At 55.6% G+C, this 20,412-nt stretch carries 15 protein-coding genes; 8 read left to right on the top strand and 7 right to left on the bottom strand.

All coding sequences use genetic code 11. The annotated features are described in order from the left end of the window. The first annotated feature begins 4 nt into the window (after positions 1 to 4). The 4 genes from mdtN (at position 5) to fdhF (ending at position 6,805) form a co-directional block, all read left to right on the top strand. A complete protein-coding gene (gene mdtN, locus AC1MKH_RS01605; RefSeq protein WP_276222094.1) occupies positions 5 to 1,036 on the top strand; it encodes a multidrug transporter subunit MdtN in 1,032 nt (343 codons plus the stop codon). Further along, positions 1,036 to 3,018, top strand: coding sequence for a multidrug efflux transporter permease subunit MdtO (mdtO, locus tag AC1MKH_RS01600; RefSeq protein ID WP_276222238.1), 1,983 nt, complete (start codon positions 1,036 to 1,038; stop codon positions 3,016 to 3,018). Before mdtN ends, mdtO begins: the two co-directional genes overlap by 1 nt. Continuing rightward, a complete protein-coding gene (locus tag AC1MKH_RS01595; RefSeq protein WP_276222096.1) occupies positions 3,015 to 4,463 on the top strand; it encodes an MdtP family multidrug efflux transporter outer membrane subunit in 1,449 nt (482 codons plus the stop codon). The genes mdtO and AC1MKH_RS01595 overlap by 4 nt, the downstream gene beginning before the upstream one ends. Positions 4,464 to 4,657: 194 nt before the next feature. Next, on the top strand, positions 4,658 to 6,805 hold the full coding sequence (gene fdhF / locus AC1MKH_RS01590; protein WP_276222098.1) for a formate dehydrogenase subunit alpha: 2,148 nt from the start codon (positions 4,658 to 4,660) through the stop codon (positions 6,803 to 6,805). Between the two features lie 88 nt (positions 6,806 to 6,893). Here fdhF and gltP read toward each other — a convergent pair whose 3' ends face one another. Beyond that, positions 6,894 to 8,207 (bottom strand): glutamate/aspartate:proton symporter GltP, encoded by a 1,314-nt coding sequence (gene gltP / locus AC1MKH_RS01585; RefSeq protein ID WP_015966293.1) that lies wholly within the window; start codon positions 8,205 to 8,207, stop codon positions 6,894 to 6,896. 413 nt (positions 8,208 to 8,620) lie between these two features. Here gltP and acs point away from each other — a divergent pair, with 413 nt between their 5' ends. The 3 genes from acs (at position 8,621) to actP (ending at position 12,659) form a co-directional block, all read left to right on the top strand. After that, positions 8,621 to 10,579 (top strand): acetate--CoA ligase, encoded by a 1,959-nt coding sequence (acs, locus tag AC1MKH_RS01580; RefSeq protein ID WP_276222100.1) that lies wholly within the window; start codon positions 8,621 to 8,623, stop codon positions 10,577 to 10,579. 119 nt (positions 10,580 to 10,698) lie between these two features. Continuing rightward, positions 10,699 to 11,013 carry a DUF485 domain-containing protein gene (locus tag AC1MKH_RS01575; RefSeq protein ID WP_276222102.1) on the top strand — a complete coding sequence of 105 codons (315 nt, stop codon included), beginning with the start codon at positions 10,699 to 10,701 and terminating at the stop codon, positions 11,011 to 11,013. Beyond that, positions 11,010 to 12,659 (top strand): cation/acetate symporter ActP, encoded by a 1,650-nt coding sequence (gene actP, locus AC1MKH_RS01570; RefSeq protein ID WP_276222105.1) that lies wholly within the window; start codon positions 11,010 to 11,012, stop codon positions 12,657 to 12,659. Before AC1MKH_RS01575 ends, actP begins: the two co-directional genes overlap by 4 nt. Before the next feature lie 40 nt (positions 12,660 to 12,699). Here actP and AC1MKH_RS01565 read toward each other — a convergent pair whose 3' ends face one another. The 6 genes from AC1MKH_RS01565 to AC1MKH_RS01540 all read right to left on the bottom strand — a co-directional run bounded on the left by AC1MKH_RS01565 (position 12,700) and on the right by AC1MKH_RS01540 (position 19,645). Next, the gene (locus AC1MKH_RS01565) at positions 12,700 to 14,079 is read right to left on the bottom strand and encodes an amidohydrolase family protein (protein WP_276222107.1); all 1,380 of its coding nucleotides are present in this window, start codon (positions 14,077 to 14,079) and stop codon (positions 12,700 to 12,702) included. A gap of 9 nt (positions 14,080 to 14,088) precedes the next feature. After that, positions 14,089 to 15,039, bottom strand: a complete 951-nt coding sequence (locus tag AC1MKH_RS01560; protein ID WP_130218325.1) for a carbamate kinase family protein — start codon at positions 15,037 to 15,039, stop codon at positions 14,089 to 14,091. 142 nt (positions 15,040 to 15,181) lie between these two features. Continuing rightward, positions 15,182 to 16,600 (bottom strand): YlbE family protein, encoded by a 1,419-nt coding sequence (locus AC1MKH_RS01555; RefSeq protein WP_000083461.1) that lies wholly within the window; start codon positions 16,598 to 16,600, stop codon positions 15,182 to 15,184. After that, positions 16,600 to 18,147 carry an acyl-CoA synthetase FdrA gene (gene fdrA, locus AC1MKH_RS01550; protein WP_276222110.1) on the bottom strand — a complete coding sequence of 516 codons (1,548 nt, stop codon included), beginning with the start codon at positions 18,145 to 18,147 and terminating at the stop codon, positions 16,600 to 16,602. The genes AC1MKH_RS01555 and fdrA overlap by 1 nt, the downstream gene beginning before the upstream one ends. Further along, complete coding sequence (locus tag AC1MKH_RS01545) at positions 18,137 to 19,000, bottom strand: oxamate carbamoyltransferase subunit AllH family protein (protein WP_276222112.1); 864 nt, start codon at positions 18,998 to 19,000, stop codon at positions 18,137 to 18,139. Before AC1MKH_RS01545 ends, fdrA begins: the two co-directional genes overlap by 11 nt. A gap of 39 nt (positions 19,001 to 19,039) precedes the next feature. Further along, positions 19,040 to 19,645 (bottom strand): ankyrin repeat domain-containing protein, encoded by a 606-nt coding sequence (locus AC1MKH_RS01540; RefSeq protein ID WP_276222113.1) that lies wholly within the window; start codon positions 19,643 to 19,645, stop codon positions 19,040 to 19,042. Between the two features lie 258 nt (positions 19,646 to 19,903). On the opposite strand from AC1MKH_RS01540, the gene AC1MKH_RS01535 reads away from it, so the two are divergent. Continuing rightward, a complete protein-coding gene (locus tag AC1MKH_RS01535) occupies positions 19,904 to 20,398 on the top strand; it encodes a DUF1097 domain-containing protein (RefSeq protein ID WP_276222115.1) in 495 nt (164 codons plus the stop codon). Positions 20,399 to 20,412 lie beyond the last annotated feature (14 nt).

The following is a 20,412-nucleotide window of genomic DNA, read 5'->3' as shown; positions in this document are numbered from 1 at the left end:
ACACATGGAAAGTACGCCAAAAAAATCGACCAACACAAAGGCACCCGCTCTGATCCTCGTTCTGGTGGCTATCGTGGTTATGATTTATGTCATCTGGCGCGTCGACAGCGCGCCATCCACCAACGATGCCTATGTTTACGCCGATACCGTCGATGTGGTGCCGGAAGTTAGCGGTCGTATTGTCGATATGGCGGTGCAGGACAACCAGTTGGTTAAGCAAGGCGATGTGCTGATGCGCATTGACCCGCGCCCGTATGAAGCCAGTCTGGATAAAGCCAAAGCGTCGCTGATTGCGCTCGATAAACAAATTATGCTGATGCAGCGCAGCGTTGACGCGCAACAGCACGGCGCCGATTCCGTGGAAGCCGCCGTCGCCAAAGCGCGCGCCGCCGCCGCACAGGCCACCAAAACGCTGCAACGTACCGAGCCGCTGCTGGCGCAGGGCTTTGTCTCCGCCGAAGACGTTGACCGCGCTCGTACGGCACAGCGTGCCGCAGAAGCCGATCTCAATGCCATTCTGGAACAGGCGAAACAAGCGGCCAGTGCAGTCAGCGGCGTCGATGCGCTGGAAGCCCAGCGGGATGTGGTACAGGCAGACATCGCCTTAACCGAGTTGCATCTGGAAATGGCAACCGTCCGCGCGCCGTTTGATGGCCGTGTGGTGGCGCTGAAAACGACCGTCGGTCAGTTCGCCTCTGCCATGAAACCGGTCTTTACCCTGATCGACACCAACCACTGGTACGTTATCGCCAACTTCCGCGAAACCGAGCTGAAGAACATCCACAGCGGTACTCCCGCCACCCTTCGCCTGATGAGCGACTCCGGTAAAACCTTTACCGGCAAGGTGGACTCTATCGGCTACGGCGTAATGCCGGACGATGGCGGCATGGTGCTCGGCGGCCTGCCGCGCGTTTCCCGCTCCATTAACTGGGTTCGCGTTGCCCAGCGTTTCCCGGTGAAAATCATGGTCGATAAACCGGATGCTGACATGTTCCGCATCGGCGCATCGGCGGTTGCTAACCTTGAGCCGCAATGATGAAGGCGCTTGATTACCTGCCGTTGCCGCTGGTGAAGCTGCTGAGTTTCTTCCACGAAGAACTCAGCGAGCAGCGCCCTGGCCGCTTCCCGCAGACAATGCAGCTCTGGGCGGGCTGTTTGCTGGTGGTGCTTATCTCCATGACCTTCGAGATCCCCTTTTTGGCAATCTCGCTGGCGGTGTTGTTCTACGGTATTCAGTCCAACGCCTTCTATACCAAATTCGTGGCGATCCTCTTTGTGGTCGCCACGGTGCTGGAAATCGGCAGTCTGTTCCTGATCTATAAATGGTCCTACGGTTATCCGCTGGTACGCATGGTCGTGGCCGGGTTGATCCTCATCGGCTGTATGTTTCTGATGCGCACTCACAAGCTGGGGCTGGTGTTCTTTGCCGTCGCCATAGTGGCGATTTACGGCCAGACCTTCCCCGGCATGCTCGATTACCCGGAAGTCGTGCTGCGCCTGACGCTCTGGTGCATCGTGGTCGGCCTCTACCCAACGCTGCTGATGGTACTGATGGGCGTGCTGTGGTTCCCGGAGCGGGCGATTGGCCAGATGCGCGGCGGGCTATGCAGTCACCTTGACGAAGCCATTCATCGCTTAACGCAGCCAGCCATACCAACGGGTGAAAAACAGCTTGAACGCGACGCGCTGGCGCTGCAAAAGCTGAACGTTTTTTGCCTGGCCGATGACGCCGCGTGGAAAAATCACAGCCCCTGGTGGCAAACCTGCGTGGCAACCGTGACGTACCTGCGCACCACGCTCAACCGCTTTGATGCTGCGGCGTGGGCGAATGACCCGGCAGTGCAAAATTTATTGCCTGAACTGGCCGCAGAAATGCGCTCGCTGAGCGGCGCGATTAGCGCTGGCGAACCGTGGCGCGGAAGCTGGCAACCCACGGAAGAACAGCATGCCGCCGCGCAGCGTTGCGGCCTTAGCGGCGTGTGTCAGGCACTGATTCAGCTTGGAAAAATGGACCCGGATACTCCACCCGCCCCGGCAGCAAAACAACCGTCGATGGCAGCGGATGCCTGGACTAACCCGGCCTACATCCGCTATGCGCTGAAAACGCTGCTGGCCTGCATGATTTGCTACCTCTTTTATTCCGGCGTCGAGTGGGAAGGCATTCATACCTGTATGCTCACCTGCGTGATTGTCGCAAACCCCAGCATCGGTTCCTCTTATCAGAAGATGAGTCTGCGTTTTGGTGGCGCGTTCTTCGGCGCGATTTTTGCCCTGCTGTTTACCCTGCTGGTCATGCCGTGGCTGGACAATATCGTTGAGTTGCTCTGCGTGCTGGCGCCGATTTTCCTGCTCGGTTCATGGCTGGCGACCAGTTCCGAACGCTCGTCTTACATCGGCACACAAATGGTTGTCACCTTTGCGCTGGCAACGCTTGAGAATGTGTTCGGCCCCAGCTACGACCTGGTTGAAATCCGCGACCGCGCACTCGGCATTCTAATCGGTACCGCCGTTTCCGCTGTTATCTACACCTTTATCTGGCCTGAGAGCGAAGCGCAATCGCTGCCGCAGAAACTGGCCGGTGCGCTGGCGATACTCGCCAAAGCCATCCGCCTGCCGCATACCCAGGGCGGCGCGGCGCTGACGGGTTATCTGCAACTGCGTATTGGCTGTCACGCGGCGTTTAATGCCAGCGAAGAGATGTGCGAGCGCGTCGCGCTGGAGCGCCATTTTTCTGCCGATGAGCGCGACCGATTAGTCAGCCACAGCGAGGCGGTGATCCGCCAGGGGCGCGAAATGCTCTACGCCTGGGATAAGCACCCCGATGCAGAACACGCCGCTGCGCTTGCTGATGCGCTGGACGCCTACGCCAGCGGGCTAGCGCAGAACGGCAGCATCACGCCCACATTGAGCCCGGCTGCACGCGACAACCCCACCGCGCAGCACCTCACTCTTTTACCCGACTGGAGCAACCCGCCGCCCGTAGAGGCCGCGCGGGCGCAAGGAGCTATGCCACAATGACCCGACATTTTTCCCGCTTGCTGATTTGCAGCCTGCTCGGCACCACCACGCTGCTCTCCGGCTGCGCGTTGATCCGCAAAGACGGAACGCCGAGCCCGCAAATCGCCCCCGAGCAGATCAAGCTCGCCGACGACATTCATCTGGCAAGCCAGGGCTGGCCGCAGGCCCAGTGGTGGAAACAGTTTCACGATCCGCAACTGGATGCGCTGATCGCCAGAACCCTTGCCGGATCGCACACGCTGGCCGAGGCGAAGCAGCATGAAGAAAAAGCGCAGTCGCAGGCTGAACTGCTGGAAGCCGGTTCACGGTTGCAAATGGCGGCGATCGGTATGTTGAACCGCCAGCGCGTTTCGGCCAGCGGCTTCCTGAGCCCTTATGCGATGGATGCGCCACGTTTAGGCATGGACGGGCCGTATTACACGGAAGCGACCGTCGGCGTGGTCGCCGGGTTTGATCTCGATTTATGGGGCGTGCATCGTTCAGCCGTCGAGGCCGCCATTGGCGCGAAAAACGCGGCGCTGGCAGAAACCGCCGCCGTCGAACTGTCGTTGACCACGGGCGTCGCCCAGCTGTATTACAGCCAGCAGGCGAATTACCAGATGCTTGATTTACTGGAGCAAACGCGTGATGTCATTGATTACGCGGTGCAGGCGCATCAAAGTAAAGTTAATCAGGGTCTGGAGGCAAAAGTACCGTGGCACGGCGCGCGCGCGCAGTTGCTGGCGGTGGAAAAACAAATCGCCGCTGTGAAAGGCCAAATTAAAGAGACGCGGGAATCGCTGCGCGCCATCATCGGCGCAACCGATATGCCGGACCTCAAACCGGTAGCGCTGCCGCAGGTTGATACCGGGCTACCGTCGTCGCTCTCGTATGAATTGCTCGCTCGTCGTCCGGACCTTCAGGCCATGCGCTGGTACGTGCAGGCATCGTTGAGCCAGGTCGATGCCGCACGCGCGCTCTTCTATCCGAGCTTTGATATCAAAGCCTTCTTCGGCTTCGACGCTATTCACCTTGAGGATATGTTCAAAAGCCCGAGCAAGCAGATCAACTTCATCCCCGGCCTGCGCTTACCGCTGTTTGACGGTGGAAGGCTAAACGCCAATCTGGCGAGTACGCGCGCCAGCAGCAACATGCTGATTGAGCGCTACAACCAGTCGGTGCTCAACGCAGTGCGCGATGTGGCGATTAACGGCTCACGCCTGCAAACGCTTAACGACCAGCGCGTCATGCAGACCGAACGCATCGACGCCGCGCGTTATACCCAGGCCGCCGCACAAGCCGCGTACAGGCAGGGCCTAGGCAGTCGCTTGCAGGCAACCGAAGCCCAGCTTCCGGTACTGGCGGAGCAAATGTCGCTGATGATGCTCGACACCCATCGGGTCATTGAAAATATTCAGCTCATAAAATCGCTGGGCGGCGGCTATCAGGCCATCAATCAAAAGTAATCTTCTCGCCGCGTGCCCCGTCACGCGGCGACCCTTCGACACGTCAAAACTGACGACAGACTGTTTTTCGTCAGGGTTTTGTCTAAAAAATCCCCGTAATATCCGTGGATACCCACAATAAAAACATGGCATAGAACCTGCATAATAAAAGCCGTTAAGCGCGTTTACGCTGATTGATAACTGGAGCAAGACCGATGAAAAAAGTCGTCACGGTTTGCCCGTACTGCGCCTCAGGTTGCAAAATCAACCTGGTGGTCGATAACGGGAAAGTCGTTAAGGCTGAAGCGGCGATGGGGAAAACCAACCAGGGCACGCTGTGCCTGAAGGGTTATTACGGCTGGGATTTTATTAACGATACCCAGATCCTGACTCCGCGCCTAAAAAGCCCAATGATCCGTCGCCAGCGCGGCGGCAAGCTGGAAGCCGTCTCCTGGGACGAAGCCCTGAATTACGTTGCTGACCGCCTGAGCGCGATCAAAGCAAAATATGGCCCAGACGCCATTCAAACGACCGGCTCCTCTCGTGGTACCGGTAATGAAACGAACTATGTGATGCAAAAATTTGCGCGCGCCGTTATTGGTACCAATAACGTCGATTGCTGCGCACGTGTCTGACACGGCCCATCGGTTGCAGGTCTGCACCAGTCGGTCGGTAATGGCGCAATGAGTAATGCCATCACAGAAATTGATAACACGGATCTCGTGTTCATCTTCGGGTATAACCCGGCAGATTCACACCCGATTGTGGCGAATCACGTGATTAACGCCAAACGCAATGGGGCAAAAATTATCGTCTGCGATCCGCGCAAAATTGAAACCGCGCGCATTGCTGATATGCACATCGCATTGAAAAACGGCTCGAACATCGCGCTGCTCAATGCTATCGGGCATGTCATTATCGAAGAAAATCTGTATGACCAGGCGTTCGTCGCTGGCCGTACCGAAGGCTTCGAAGAGTACCGTAAAATTGTTGAAGGCTATACGCCGGAGTCCGTCGAGGAAATCACCGGCGTGAGCGCGCAGGAAATTCGCCAGTGCGCCCGTATGTATGCTTCAGCGAAAAGCGCGGCGATCCTGTGGGGCATGGGCGTGACTCAGTTCTATCAGGGCGTAGAAACCGTGCGTTCTCTGACCAGCCTGGCGATGCTGACCGGCAACCTTGGGAAACCAAGCGTCGGCGTAAACCCGGTTCGCGGTCAGAACAACGTACAGGGCGCGTGCGATATGGGCGCACTACCGGATACCTATCCGGGTTATCAGTACGTCAAATTCCCGGAAAACCGCGAGAAATTCGCCAAAGCCTGGGGCGTTGACAGCCTGCCGGAACACACCGGTTATCGTATCAGTGAGCTGCCGCACCGCGTCGCGCATGGTGAAGTGCGTGCCGCCTACATTATGGGTGAAGATCCGCTCCAGACTGACGCTGAACTCTCTGCCGTGCGTAAAGCGTTCGACGAACTGGAACTGGTGATTGTGCAGGACATCTTTATGACCAAAACCGCCTCGGCGGCTGACGTCATTCTGCCGTCCACCTCCTGGGGTGAGCACGAAGGGGTTTACACCGCGGCTGACCGTGGCTTCCAGCGTTTCTTCAAGGCCGTTGAGCCGAAATGGGACCTGAAAACCGACTGGCAGATCATCAGTGAAATCGCCACCCGCATGGGCTATCCGATGCACTACAACAACACTCAGGAAATCTGGGATGAGTTGCGTCATCTTTGCCCGGACTTCCTCGGTGCGACCTATGAAAAAATGGGCGAGCTGGGATATGTCATGTGGCCGTGCCGCGATGAATCTGACGCCGACCAGGGGACGTCGTATCTCTTTAAAGAGAAGTTCGACACGCCGAACGGTCTGGCGCAGTTCTTCACCTGCGACTGGGTTGCGCCTATCGACAAACTGACCGACGAGTATCCGATGGTGCTCTCCACGGTGCGTGAAGTAGGCCACTACTCCTGCCGTTCAATGACCGGTAACTGTGCGGCTCTTGCCGCGCTGGCGGATGAACCAGGCTACGCGCAAATCAACACGGCTGATGCGGCACGTCTCGGCATTGAAGATGAAGCGCTGGTGTGGGTCAATTCACGCAAAGGGAAAATCATTACTCGTGCTCAGGTGAGCGATCGCCCGAACAAAGGCGCGGTGTACATGACCTACCAGTGGTGGATTGGCGCGTGTAACGAGCTGGTGAGTGAAAACTTAAGCCCGATTACCAAGACGCCGGAGTACAAGTACTGTGCGGTCAACGTTGAGCCGATTGCGGACCAACAGGCGGCAGAGCAGTATGTGATTCAGGAATACGACAAGCTGAAAGCCCGTCTGCGCGAAAGCGCGTTGGGTTAATAACGAAACGCCGGATGGCGCTGGCGCTTATCCGGCCTACGATACGATCCGTAGGCCGGGTAAGGCATAGCCGCCACCCGGCGTTTTTTTACATATTCGCTTTCTTATCAAATTTACCCAGCACATCGCGTTCATACGCCAGCGCTTTTTTGCGGTCAAATTTGTGTTCCCACTTGGCGATAACCAGCACCGCCAGAGCATTACCTACCACGTTCAACGCGGTACGCGCCATGTCGAGGATACGGTCAACACCGGCAATAAACGCCAGGCCTTCCAGCGGAATACCCACGCTGCCCAATGTCGCCAGCAGAACCACGAATGAAACGCCCGGTACGCCAGCAATCCCTTTCGAGGTCACCATCAGGGTCAGCACCAGAATGATTTCCTGCCAGATCGAAAGCTCAATACCGTACAGCTGCGCAATAAAGATCGCCGCAATACTCTGATACAGCGTTGAACCATCAAGGTTGAAGGAGTATCCGGTCGGGACCACGAAGCTGGTGATCGCCGGTGGCGCGCCGTAGGCTTCCATCTTCTCGATAATACGCGGCAGCACGCTCTCGGAACTGGCGGTGGAGTACGCCAGAATCAGCTCATCTTTCAGGATAAGAATCAGGGTCCAGATACTCAGTTTACAGATGCGCGCAACCGCGCCCAGCACCACCAGCGCGAAGAACAGGATCGCGGCATAAACCAGAATCACCAGCTTCGCCAGCGGCCACAGTGATGCAAACCCAAAGTTGGCGACCGTCACCGAGATCAGCGCAAAGACACCGACCGGCGCATAACGCATCACCATATGGGTGACTTTAAACATGGTTTCAGAGATGGAGCGGAAAACGGTAACCAGCGGTTCGCGGTGCGTCGCAGGCAACGAGGAAAGGCCAAGACCAAACAGCACCGAGAAGAAGATGATCGGCAGCATATCGCCCTTCGCCATCGACGCAATAATATTGGTCGGCACCAGCGAAAGAATCGTGCCCATCAGACCGTGCGCATGACTTTGGACATCCGCCGTGGTGCTTTGGTATTTCGAAATATCCACCGTCGCCAGTTGCGACATATCAATGCCCGCACCCGGCTGGAAGACGTTGGCAAGCGTAATCCCGAGGATAATCGCCACCGTGGTGATCACTTCGAAATAGATAATGGTTTTTGCGCCGATTCGGCCCAACTGTTTGGCATCGCCCACGCCCGCAATCCCCACGATAAGGGTGGAGATCACAATCGGTACGACGATCATTTTAATCAGATGGATAAAGATATCACCCGCCGGTGATAAAAGGTTAGCAATCAACCATTCACGGCTATCACTTTGATAATGCAGGTAACTACCCAGCAGGATGCCCAGAATAAGGGCAATCAAAATCTGCCAGGCGAGGCTGATTCTCGTTTTTTTCATAACAACAGACTTCCTCAATGAAAGCTACCATTCCAAAAAGGAATGACATCTACTTGAAAGGGATGATTTGTGTTGCGTTTGTTTATGGGGTTTTTTAACGCGCAGTATCAGTATCATCTGGACGGTATGTTGCGCAACCCTTTAAGAACAGGGCTTTTCACTCCCTTCACGCATATTCTCATTAATTTCTACCAATAAACTATTATAAGTTTTTGTTATAAATAATAATTTTTTTTCACATTTTTCATAAATAACGGCTGGCAATTATTTTCCTTCAAAGAATCAAATGCACATTATTTGAACAATTCTAATAATGCGTGATCTGTCGCCCAAATAGTAAACAAAGGTCGCAATACCCCTACAATTAACTTTTTAGCGACATATTATTAACATCTTACAAGGAGAAAAAAAGCATGAGCCAAATACACAAACACTCAATTCCTGCGAACATTGCAGACCGTTGCCTGATCAACCCGGAGCAGTACCAGCAGAGATACCAGCTCTCTATCTCCGATCCTGATGCATTCTGGGGAGAAGAAGGTAAAATTCTCGACTGGATCCAACCTTACACAAAGGTCAAGAACACCTCGTTTGCGCCGGGCAACATCTCCATTAAATGGTATGAAGATGGCACCCTGAACCTGGCGGCGAACTGCCTGGATAGACACCTGCAAGAGCGCGGCGACCAGACCGCCATTATCTGGGAAGGCGACGACGCCAGCCAGAGCAAAAACATTACCTATAAAGAACTGCATCGCGACGTCTGCCGCTTCGCGAACGTCCTGCTCTCGCTGGGCATTAAGAAAGGCGACGTGGTCGCAATTTATATGCCGATGGTGCCGGAAGCCGCAGTCGCTATGCTGGCCTGCGCCCGTATTGGCGCGGTGCATTCGGTTATCTTCGGCGGCTTCTCACCGGAAGCGGTAGCCGGGCGTATTATCGACTCCAGTTCACGTCTGGTTATCACCGCTGACGAAGGCGTGCGCGCCGGGCGCGGGATCCCGCTGAAGAAAAACGTCGATGATGCGCTGAAAAACCCGAACGTCAAGACCATCGAAAACGTGGTGGTGCTGAAGCGCACCGGCGGCAATATCGACTGGCATGAAGGTCGCGACCTGTGGTGGAGCGACCTGATTGAAAAAGCTGACGACCAGCATCAGCCGGAAGCAATGAACGCCGAAGATCCACTGTTTATCCTTTACACCTCCGGCTCAACCGGCAAACCGAAAGGCGTACTGCACACCACTGGCGGCTACCTGGTCTACGCGGCGACGACCTTCAAATATACGTTTGATTATCATCCGGGCGACATCTACTGGTGCACCGCGGATGTCGGCTGGGTCACCGGCCACAGCTATCTGCTTTACGGCCCGCTGGCCTGCGGCGCGACTACGCTGATGTTTGAAGGCGTGCCGAACTCACCGACCCCGGCGCGTATGTGCCAGGTTGTCGATAAACACAAAGTTAACATTCTCTACACCGCGCCAACGGCGATCCGCGCCCTGATGGCGGAAGGCGATAAGGCAATTGAGGGTACCGACCGCTCTTCCCTGCGCATTCTCGGTTCCGTCGGCGAGCCGATTAACCCGGAAGCGTGGGAGTGGTACTGGAAGAAAATCGGCAAAGAGAAATGCCCGGTGATCGACACCTGGTGGCAGACCGAGACCGGTGGCTTCATGATCACCCCACTGCCGGGCGCGACTGAGCTGAAAGCCGGTTCCGCCAGCCGTCCGTTCTTCGGCGTACAGCCTGCACTGGTGGATAACGAAGGGAATCCGCAGGAAGGCGCGACCGAAGGCAACCTGGTGATCACCGACTCCTGGCCAGGCCAGGCTCGCACGCTTTTCGGCGATCACGAGCGATTTGAGCAGACCTACTTCTCCACCTTCAAAAATATGTATTTCAGCGGTGACGGCGCACGTCGCGACGAAGATGGCTATTACTGGATAACGGGGCGCGTCGATGACGTTCTGAACGTCTCCGGTCACCGCCTGGGTACGGCAGAAATCGAGTCGGCGCTGGTGTCGCATCCGAAAGTCGCGGAAGCGGCGGTAGTTGGCATTCCACACAACATTAAAGGCCAGGCGATTTACGCCTACGTGACGCTGAATCATGGTGAAGAGCCGACGCCGGCACTGTACACCGAAGTGCGTAACTGGGTGCGTAAAGAGATTGGCCCGCTGGCGACGCCGGACGTGCTGCACTGGACAGATTCATTACCCAAAACGCGTTCGGGCAAAATCATGCGCCGCATTCTGCGCAAAATTGCCGCGGGCGATACCAGCAACCTCGGCGACACCTCGACGCTCGCCGATCCGGGCGTGGTGGATAAACTGCTCGAAGAGAAGCAGGCGATTACCATGCCTTCATAACCATACCTTGCCCGGTGGCGCTTCGCTTACCGGGCCTACGGTAGGCCGGATAAGCGAAGCGCCATCCGGCAACTGCTTGCCCCATAACAAACCCCACTTTTACCTCTGGAGACTCTGTGATGAATGACACCATTTATCAGCGGATAGAAGACAGTGCGCGTTTCAGGGAGTTAGTCGAAAAACGGCAACGGTTTGCCACCATTCTGTCGATTATCATGCTGGTGGTTTATATCAGCTTTATCCTTTTGATTGCTTTCGCGCCTGGCTGGCTGGGCACACCGCTGCATGCGGGTACCAGCGTCACCCGGGGTATTCCGATTGGTGTGGGCGTGATTCTTATCTCCTTCGCCCTGACCGGTATTTATATCTGGCGCGCAAACGGCGAGTTCGATCGTCTTAACAAAGCGGTACTGCACGAGGTAAAAGCATCATGAAGCGAGTCCTGACGGCGCTTGCCGCCACACTACCCTTCGCCGCCAATGCAGCCGATGCGATTAGCGGTGCTGTACAGCGCCAGCCGACTAACTGGCAGGCGATTATCATGTTCCTGATTTTCGTCCTGTTTACGCTGGGGATAACCTACTGGGCTTCCAAACGCGTACGTTCGCGTAATGACTATTACACCGCGGGCGGCAATATCACCGGCTTCCAGAACGGGCTGGCGATTGCGGGCGATTATATGTCTGCCGCATCATTCCTTGGGATCTCCGCACTGGTGTTTACCTCCGGCTACGATGGGCTTATCTATTCGCTGGGCTTCCTGGTGGGCTGGCCCATCATTCTGTTCCTGATTGCCGAGCGCCTGCGTAACCTGGGCCGCTATACCTTTGCCGACGTGGCGTCCTATCGCCTGAAGCAGGGGCCGATTCGAATTCTCTCTGCCTGTGGCTCGCTGGTCGTCGTCGCGCTGTACCTCATCGCCCAGATGGTCGGTGCGGGTAAACTGATTGAGCTGCTGTTCGGCCTGAACTACCACATCGCGGTGGTGCTGGTTGGCGTGTTGATGATGATGTACGTGCTGTTTGGCGGCATGCTCGCCACCACGTGGGTACAGATTATCAAAGCCGTGCTGCTGCTGTTTGGCGCGAGTTTTATGGCCTTTATGGTGATGAAACACGTGGGCTTCAGCTTCAATAACCTGTTCACTGAAGCCATGGCGGTTCACCCGAAAGGCGAAGCCATTATGAGTCCTGGCGGGCTGGTGAAAGACCCGATTTCCGCGCTATCGTTAGGCCTTGGCCTGATGTTCGGTACGGCGGGGCTGCCACATATTCTGATGCGTTTCTTCACGGTCAGCGATGCCCGCGAAGCGCGTAAAAGCGTGTTCTACGCCACCGGCTTTATGGGTTACTTCTACATCCTGACCTTTATCATCGGCTTTGGCGCAATCATGCTGGTGGGGGCGAACCCGGTCTATAAAGATGCGGCTGGCGCGCTGATTGGTGGTAACAACATGGCGGCGGTTCACCTGGCCAATGCGGTCGGCGGTAACCTGTTCCTCGGCTTTATCTCCGCTGTGGCCTTCGCCACCATTCTGGCGGTCGTCGCCGGGCTGACGCTGGCAGGCGCTTCCGCGGTCTCACATGACCTTTACGCTAACGTCTTCCGTAAAGGGGCGACTGAGCGTGATGAGCTGCGTGTATCGAAAATCACCGTATTGATTCTGGGCGTGATTGCTATCGTACTGGGCGTGCTGTTTGAAAATCAGAACATCGCCTTCATGGTTGGCCTGGCGTTTGCCATTGCCGCCAGCTGCAACTTCCCAATCATCCTGCTCTCCATGTACTGGTCAAAACTGACCACCCGTGGCGCGATGCTGGGCGGCTGGTTAGGCCTGCTGACAGCGGTGGTGCTGATGATTCTCGGCCCAACCATTTGGGTACAGATCCTCGGCCACGAAAAAGCCATCTTCCCGTATGAATACCCGGCGCTGTTCTCCATCACCGTGGCATTCCTGGGAATTTGGTTCTTCTCGGCAACCGACAACTCTGCTGAGGGTAACCTTGAGCGCGAGCAGTTCCGCGCCCAGTTTATCCGTTCGCAAACCGGACTCGGCGTCGAGCAGGGACGCGCGCATTAATGTTAGATTCCCCGGTCGAAAGGCCGGGGAAGCCCGCATCTTAAACCACACTCCCCCACACCAGTTGCCCTTTATGGAACGTCGCCGTTCTCGGCGAGATACGCGCCACCGCCTCGGCAGAACAGGAGGCATCCACCAGCACAAAGCTGGCGTCATCCTGCGCTTTTGGCCACACGCGCTCGCCTTTTTCATTCAGCGGCAACACATCACCGGTGGCTAAAAACAGCGAACGGGATAAATTCTGTTCGTTAGGGCGAATATAGAGCTGTGCGTACAGATTGGCTTTTTCCAGCATGTCGCCCAGGCCGTAAGGCGACCAGTGGTCGATAACGCTGTCGGTGCCGGTCATCACTTTTACACCTTTGTCATGTAGCTGTTTGAGCGGCATATGCAACGTGCCAATCGGCACCGTCGAAGCGATAGAAATTTGCTGCGCCACCATCCGGTGCGCCAGCTCATCGACCTGTTGCTCGTTGAGCGTTGCCAGCGCAAAGGCGTGACTGATGGTCAGCTTGCCCTTCAGCTGTGGCGTTTTCTCTACCGTTTCAACCATATAGTTGATGGCTGCCACGCCTGCCGGAGTGGTTTCGTGCAGGTGAATATCGACGCCTTTGTCGTAGTCCAGCGCAATCTGGAACATGGTGTCGAGGGATTTTTCCATCGCGCCATCAACACTGGTCGGGTCCAGCCCGCCGACGTAATGCGCCCCTGCCTGCATCGCTTCGCGCATTAAGGGTTCCGATTTCGACAGCAGCAAACCGTGCTGCGGGAAGGCGACAATTTCACACTCGAAGCCTGCCTGACGTCGCGCCAGCACCGCCTGCAAATTTTGCAGATTTTTCAGGCCGGATACCGGTTCGATATTGCAGTGGCTGCGGGCAATGGTGGTGCCTTTCGACTGCAATAAATCGATCAGTTTTTCCGCCCGTTCCTGGGTATAAGGTTGCAACTCCGGCAGCATTTTCTGCTCAAGTTTGATCATGTCCTGGATGGTGGTGCCTGCCGGACGATTGAGCGAGCGCCACGGCCCGCCGTAAAAGGTTTTGTCGAGATGAATATGCATGTCGCGGGTGGTAGGCAGCATCAGCTTACCGCCAGCGTCATAGTGCGGCAGCGTGGCGTCCGGATGCTGCTTGTTCTCGCGTAGCGCAACAATTTTGCCGTCCTGAATCTCCACGGTCTGGCGCGCCGTGCGGGTCTGCACCGCCACGCCATTTTCGTAGTCAAAACCGGTTTCCAGCAGCACGTTATCGAGATAGTAATGCGGGTCAGTGATTTTCATGGTGTTGTTCGCTTCGCGGTTTAAGGTGCCAGCTACCGCCGCATGGGCGAGCGGCACAGAGGTACCAAACAGCGCGGCGGCGGTAACCATCTTACCGCTCTGGCTCAAAAACTCACGACGGCTATTGCTTTCTTTCATCTTACGTCCTTACGTTTTAATAATATGGGTGCCCGTTTCGCCACGCAGCGCCGCGGGCAGGCATTCCGGCGTGGTGATAATCACTTCTTTGCCGCCCTGTTCCAGGAACGTCAGGCTGGCGATGATTTTTGGCAACATGCTGCCGGGCGGGAAATGCCCTTCCTGCATATAGCGGGTCATGGTGGCAATATCCACCCGATCGAGCGCCTGCTGCTGCGGCTTGCCAAAGTGAATACACACTTTTTCCACGCCGGTGGTGATCACCAGAATGTCGGCGTGAATTTCGCGAGCCAGTAGTGCGGTAGAGAGATCTTTGTCGATAACCGCATCCACGCTTTGGTAATCCCCCGCTCCGCTGCGCACCACCGGAATTCCGCCGCCGCCCGCGCCGATGACCACAAAGCCTTGTTGGATCAGCGCCTTAATGGCAGGTGCTTCGACAATACGTTTCGGTTCCGGCGAGGCGACCACGCGGCGATAGCCCCGTCCGGCATCTTCAACAAAACGCCAGTCAGGGTTTGCCTTTTGTAATTCGTCACGCTGGCTTTCACTGAAGAATGCGCCGATGGGCTTGGTGGGATGGGCAAACCCCGGATCGTTTTTATCCACTTCCACCTGAGTCACCACGGTGACGGCTTTTTTCTCGCCGTGACGCGCCAGTCGGTTGTTCAGCGCCTGCTGGATCAAGTAGCCAATGCCGCCTTGCGTATCTGCCACACAGTTCGCCAGCGGCGTTAAGGGCAGCCCTTCGCGCTCGTGGGCAATCTCCGCACGGCGTAAATCCAGCCCGACCTGCGGCCCGTTGCCGTGGGTCAGCACAATGTCGTAATCGGAAGCCAGCATTTCCAGCACCGTATCGGCCACGGCTTTCACCGCCTCCGCCTGATGCTCAATCGACTGGCTGGCGTTATCTTTGATAATGCTGTTGCCACCAATGGCAACGACCACAAGTTCTTTCATATTGTTATGTCCGCTACAGAGGGTGATGGGGTTATGACCAACGCCAGACTGCCTGATGCGCTACGCTTATCAGGCCTACCATTCTTGCGCCATTCGTAGGCCGGATAAGGCGTTCACGCCGCATCCGGCATAAACATGTAAGTCAGACGCCGTAACGTTCGCACCAGCCAAGAATGGCTTTCTCGAAGCAGGCGAATGGCGGATGCACAATACCCGCGCCAATCATGCCCACGCCCGCATCTTTATGGGCGATGGCGGTGTTGATCACCGGCAGAATGCCGCTGCTGCCGACGCGGGTGATATCGATAGCCGACGGCACGCCCATAAAACCGAGCAGCGGAATGGTGACGTTGGGGTTTTCACCGAGGGTGATTTCACGCATCTGACGGGAGAAATCGATAGCTTCTTCCACCGTGCCGCCCACCAGCGCGACGATAGCGGGCGCGGTCGCCATAGCAAATCCGCCAATACCGTAGGTTTCGGTGATGGCGCTATCGCCGATATCCAGCCCCGAATCTTCCGGCTTATAACCGGCAAACATCGGGCCGATGACCTGCTGCGCCGGGCCGGTAAACCATTGCCCCGGCAGGCCGCTGACCCGCAGGCCGAACTCGACGCCGTTACGCGCCATCGTGGTCACCACGGTGCTGTATTCGATGCCGTGCGCCGCATCCATCGCCGCTTTACACATCGCCATCCACGTCGGGCCGGAGAAGTAGTCACTGCTGGCGACAAACTCAAACACTTCGCGCTGTTGCTCGACGGAATAGCCTGCCTGAATAATCCCCGGCGTCAGCGCCTGAATCAGCAGCGTCGTCCCGGCGTTATTGCGGTTATGGCACTCATCGCCCATATGCAGCGCCTGCGCCAGCATTAAGCGCAGATCGATCTCGCCGATAATTTTCATCGCGTCACGCAGCATTGGCCCCTGCACATCACGCATCCAGTTGAGGCGGTCAATCACGCTCTGATCGTTGGCACCCATACGCAAAATCTTCGCCATCTGCTCGCTCATATTGGTATAAGCGATGTTGCCGTAGGTTTTGTTTTTCACGATGTGCATAAACATCGAGGCAGAGGTAACGCCCGCCATCGATCCCACGCAGTCGTGCTCGTGGCACGGCGAGAAGGTGATCTCCCCGGAGGCCGCCAGTTCAGCCGCCTCATCGAGATCTTTCGCCAGCCCTTCGAACACCAGTGCCCCGGTGACCGCGCCTTTCATCGCGCCGCACATTTTTTCCCAGGTAACCGGCGGCCCGGCGTGAAGAATGGTTTTCGGCGTCATGCCCGGTACCACGTTGATCGCCTGATCAAAACCAATCAGCACCGGATGCGACTGGATAATGCGCTCCAGCGCCTGCTGGTTAGCGGCGGCGATTTTGTCCGCCAGCGGTGAATCGGCAATGTTGTCCAGCGCCTGCACCACCTGCATATTGCCCTGCCCCGGCGGCGTCCAGTCGAGTTGGGTCACTTCTACATGCTGCTTTTTCAGGTCATCGCTAAACATGGCGATGCCGACGTTAATAACGTTCAACGGTTGGCTAAACAGTGACTGGCTCATCAGGCTTCCTCCCCTTTGCAGATAAATTCACGCGCCAGCAATCCGGTATTGGTGCTGCTGCTGGCCAGAATCGCTCCGGCATCAAGCAGCATCTGGCTTTGTTGTGCTAACGATGGCGTATCGAGATCGGTACCCAGCACATAGGCGAGAATGATCAACTCACGGCCTTCGGCAGCGGCGATCGCTTTCGCTTCTTTGATCGCCTCAATGGTGGAGCCGACCGGATCTTCATGTGATCCAAACCCGAGCACAAAATCCATCACGATCACCGCCACTTCTGGATCGCGCGCTTCTTCGATCAAACGGCTGATACGGTTGGTCGGGTCAATCATCGGGTGCGGCTTGCCGTTGGTGAAGTCGTCATCGCCAAAGTCGAGGAAGGTGTGTTTGATGCTGCGGTTGATATCTTTCAGGCGGAATTCAGGATCGGGCTGAATGTTGCTGTAGACATCGCCATGTTTTTCCATCACCGCGAACATGGTTTCGTCACATAGCGTACCGCCGCAGAACAGGCCACGAATGTACTTCTGCTGCGGTTGCAGACGCGCACGCACATCAGCAATCAACGGCTGGTTCAGCGTATGCAGGTCGAGATGTTCCTGTTTCACGCCGGAGAGCATCACTGCTTTCAGCGCCGCCTCTTTGGTGCCGCGGGCAAACTGTAGCCCCTGCTCGTCCACTGGCGTTTCACCACGACCGAGGAAGCAGACCACCACTGGCTTACGGCAGGTGCGCGCGCGTTCCAGCACTTTGCGGGCCACCGCAGGCGCAGGCGGTTTGGAGATCAGCGCGATGATTTCAGTTTGCGGATCGTTTTCCAGCATCCCGATAGCGTCGAGCATCATCAGGCCGCCGATTTTCTCGCTCAGGTCGCGCCCGCCGGTGCCGATCAGTTGTGAAACGCCGCCGCCAAATTCATGGATACGGACGCTCAGTTCCTGGCTACCAGTGCCGGATGCGCCAACAATACCGATGTTGCCGCGACGCACGGCGTTACCAAAACAGAGCGCCGCGCCGTTGATAATCGCCGTGCCGCAGTCTGGCCCCATCATCAACAGCCCTTTTTCGTGAGCCAGTTGTTTGAGCGCCAGTTCATCTTCAACCGAGACGTTATCGGAAAACAGCATCACGTTAAGGTCGTTTTGCAGCGCCTGACGCGCTTCGCGCGCGGCAAACAGACCGTTGACCGAAATCACTGCCAGGTTACTTTCCGGGATATGCTTTTTGGCGCTGGCAAGGGTAGCGTAACGCGCCTCATGCGAGCCGCTTTGCGCTTTGCTGTTGAATAGCTCTTCAATCTCAACCAGCAACTGCTCGTTGTCCGCGCCCGCTTTACCGTTGATGACAATCATCAGGTCGCCGTTTTTCGCCTGTTCCAGCTCCGGCGTCAGCAGTCCTAAATTTTTCAGCACGCCTTTGTTCATTTCGGTCGCCATCGCCACAAATGCCTGCTCGACGCCGTCGAGTTTATTTGCACGCGTGGAGATAGACATCAGCGAGACAGAATCAAAATAGGTATTCGGTTTAATGACTATTTTAACTGACATAATTCCCTCCGTAGGTTTGGCTCAGCGCACAACCATCGGCCATGCCATACAGCATGTCGCAGCCGGAACTGGAGCCAATATTTTTAATACCAGCGATATTCTTTTCCGATAACTGCCAGGGTTCATTAATCAGGCTGGCAACAAACGCAAAGATATTTTCACGATAACGATAATCAAATGCCGCCTCGAGCGTCGTGGCACTCAAGGATGTTGTATTTTTTCTGGCACACGCCAAAGCCGATATAAATTCATCACGCAGATGCGCTGCCGGGTGACCAGGAATAAAAAGAATCGCACTCATCCCCACCAGATAATCATCGGAAGACGGCGTGAGCCCGATGCCTAAACCTATCATTTGCGTAACGGCGGACGTGATATTTAAATTATTAAGCAGCGCCTTAAGAAGTATTTTCCGATTGCACTGCAATTGCTCAGAGATCGCCTGATAAAAAGGGTTACTCCCACCGCCAAGAAAAAGCGTTTCATGCGTTTGCAGTTGCTGAGTAATTGTATCGCGCCATTTAAGCCACGGTATCTGGTGAAAACGTTCGGCACTCAGCGTTAATTTCGGCGGTTGCCAGCAACGACATGAAACCGTATCAATTTTCAGCTTATCAGCAACCCTGATTCCGTGAGGATGCAACTGAATCAACTGGCCCGGCTGAAATGAATCATCAAAGTGAGTGAGCGCTAACCTACAGCTGTTTGGGGCGTTGTCGCAGGTTTCACTAAGCAGCGTCAGCCATCGCTGCCGGGCAGGCAGCCAGAGATTAACCGCCCGGTTAAATACCTGTGCAATCTGCCCTGAGCCTCGTTCGGCCAGAAAACGCGCATCAGCCGTTAGCGCCTGCACACACCGGAGTTGAGGTGTGTTAATGGCGATTCTCCTTCGTTATGCACCCGCCGCAATCAGCAGTTCAGCAATGTCGGAAAAACCCTTTTCGCGCGCCAGTTCCAGTGGCGTTTTACCATATTTATCGGTCATATGCGGGCTGGCGCCGTATTCCAGTAAAAGACGCACAATTGCCTGCTGCGTTTCACCGCCATCATTGAGCACAATGGCTTCCAGCAGCGGCGTCCAGCCAACATAGTTGGTCTGATTAACGTTAATATCGGTGCGCGTTAATAATTCCCGCACAATATTGATATGGCCTTTTTCGCAGGCGGGTGTCAGCCCTACGCCGCCAAAACGGGTTAGTCGATTGAGATCGGGATTAGCGGGTAGAATTAAATTTAAAAGCGTTAAATCATTAGTCAGACAACTTAGCAAGAAAGGGTTTGCACAGATATTATCCTGTATATTAATATCGGCACCTGCCTCTATCAGTATTTGCACGCAATCATAGTGTTTATGCAGGCTTGCCAGAATAATAGCTGTTTGCTTAGTGGCATTGCGGGTATTAATATCAACGCCCTGCTGTAGGCAGTTTCTGAGCGCATCGATATTTCCGTGTTGGGCTGCCAGCAAAAACTCACTAGCCAAATTATTCGTGGTCATAAACATTCCCCTGATGATGGTGTGGCTGTTTGTTCCATGAATCGAGAATAGCAATGAAATTTCAGGAAAAGAAGGCGGTTAAATTTAATTCGCCGTAATACGCTTTATTATTGAAAATAATTCAACAATGAAAGCAGAGTGTGCGTTAAGGCACTGTTTGTTCTTTTCCCGCTATACCCCTTAACTCAACCGGGTTTTATTTGGATATAGTTCCGAAACGAAACCAACACATTCAGACAACATCACATTGGGGGCACCATGAACGGACTCACCGCAACAGGTATCACTGTCGGTATTTGCGCAGGGCTCTGGCAAATGGTGGCCTCTAAGGCCGGAATGACGCCAGGCTGGGAGTTATTGGGCACCACCGGCTTTGTCTCGTTTTGTAGTTTCTATGCGGCAGGCGGCGGAAAAGCCGGGTTTACGAAAAGCCTGTTCGTTAACGTCTCCGGGGCGGTATGGGCTTTTCTGGCAGCGCTGGCGACGGGCTGGTTAGCCACCGCGTCCGGGCTCTCGCCGTGGCTGGCTGGCGTGATAATGACCATTCCCTTCTCGGCGGTTATCGTCTGGCAGGGGCGCTTCTGGCTGACCTCGTTTATTCCCGGCGGCTTTCTTGGCATGACGCTGTTTTTTGCCACCGGGCTTAACTGGGCCGTTGCGCTGTCAGGGTTTATCGTCGGGAACGGCATCGGACTCATCTCGGAATATACCGGGCGCAGGCTGAGTGAGGTCACCTCAAAAGAGAAGGCGTAATGAGTTTTAAAAGT

The sequence above is a fragment of the Pseudocitrobacter sp. CD920760 genome (assembly GCF_057782505.1).
This window is presented reverse-complemented; position numbering and strand designations above follow the sequence as displayed.

Excerpts from the sequence above, each read along its gene's own strand:
- AC1MKH_RS01565 (WP_276222107.1), bottom strand. The coding sequence starts at position 14,079 with ATGAAAGAAAGCAATAGCCGTCGTGAGTTTTTGAGCCAGAGCGGTAAG.
- AC1MKH_RS01555 (WP_000083461.1), bottom strand. The coding sequence starts at position 16,600 with ATGAGCCAGTCACTGTTTAGCCAACCGTTGAACGTTATTAACGTCGGC.
- AC1MKH_RS01575 (WP_276222102.1), top strand. The coding sequence starts at position 10,699 with ATGAATGACACCATTTATCAGCGGATAGAAGACAGTGCGCGTTTCAGG.
- acs (WP_276222100.1), top strand. The coding sequence starts at position 8,621 with ATGAGCCAAATACACAAACACTCAATTCCTGCGAACATTGCAGACCGT.
- fdrA (WP_276222110.1), bottom strand. The coding sequence starts at position 18,147 with ATGTCAGTTAAAATAGTCATTAAACCGAATACCTATTTTGATTCTGTC.
- gltP (WP_015966293.1), bottom strand. The coding sequence starts at position 8,207 with ATGAAAAAAACGAGAATCAGCCTCGCCTGGCAGATTTTGATTGCCCTT.
- AC1MKH_RS01560 (WP_130218325.1), bottom strand. The coding sequence starts at position 15,039 with ATGAAAGAACTTGTGGTCGTTGCCATTGGTGGCAACAGCATTATCAAA.
- AC1MKH_RS01595 (WP_276222096.1), top strand. The coding sequence starts at position 3,015 with ATGACCCGACATTTTTCCCGCTTGCTGATTTGCAGCCTGCTCGGCACC.
- mdtO (WP_276222238.1), top strand. The coding sequence starts at position 1,036 with ATGAAGGCGCTTGATTACCTGCCGTTGCCGCTGGTGAAGCTGCTGAGT.
- AC1MKH_RS01535 (WP_276222115.1), top strand. The coding sequence starts at position 19,904 with ATGAACGGACTCACCGCAACAGGTATCACTGTCGGTATTTGCGCAGGG.
- AC1MKH_RS01540 (WP_276222113.1), bottom strand. The coding sequence starts at position 19,645 with ATGACCACGAATAATTTGGCTAGTGAGTTTTTGCTGGCAGCCCAACAC.
- actP (WP_276222105.1), top strand. The coding sequence starts at position 11,010 with ATGAAGCGAGTCCTGACGGCGCTTGCCGCCACACTACCCTTCGCCGCC.
- mdtN (WP_276222094.1), top strand. The coding sequence starts at position 5 with ATGGAAAGTACGCCAAAAAAATCGACCAACACAAAGGCACCCGCTCTG.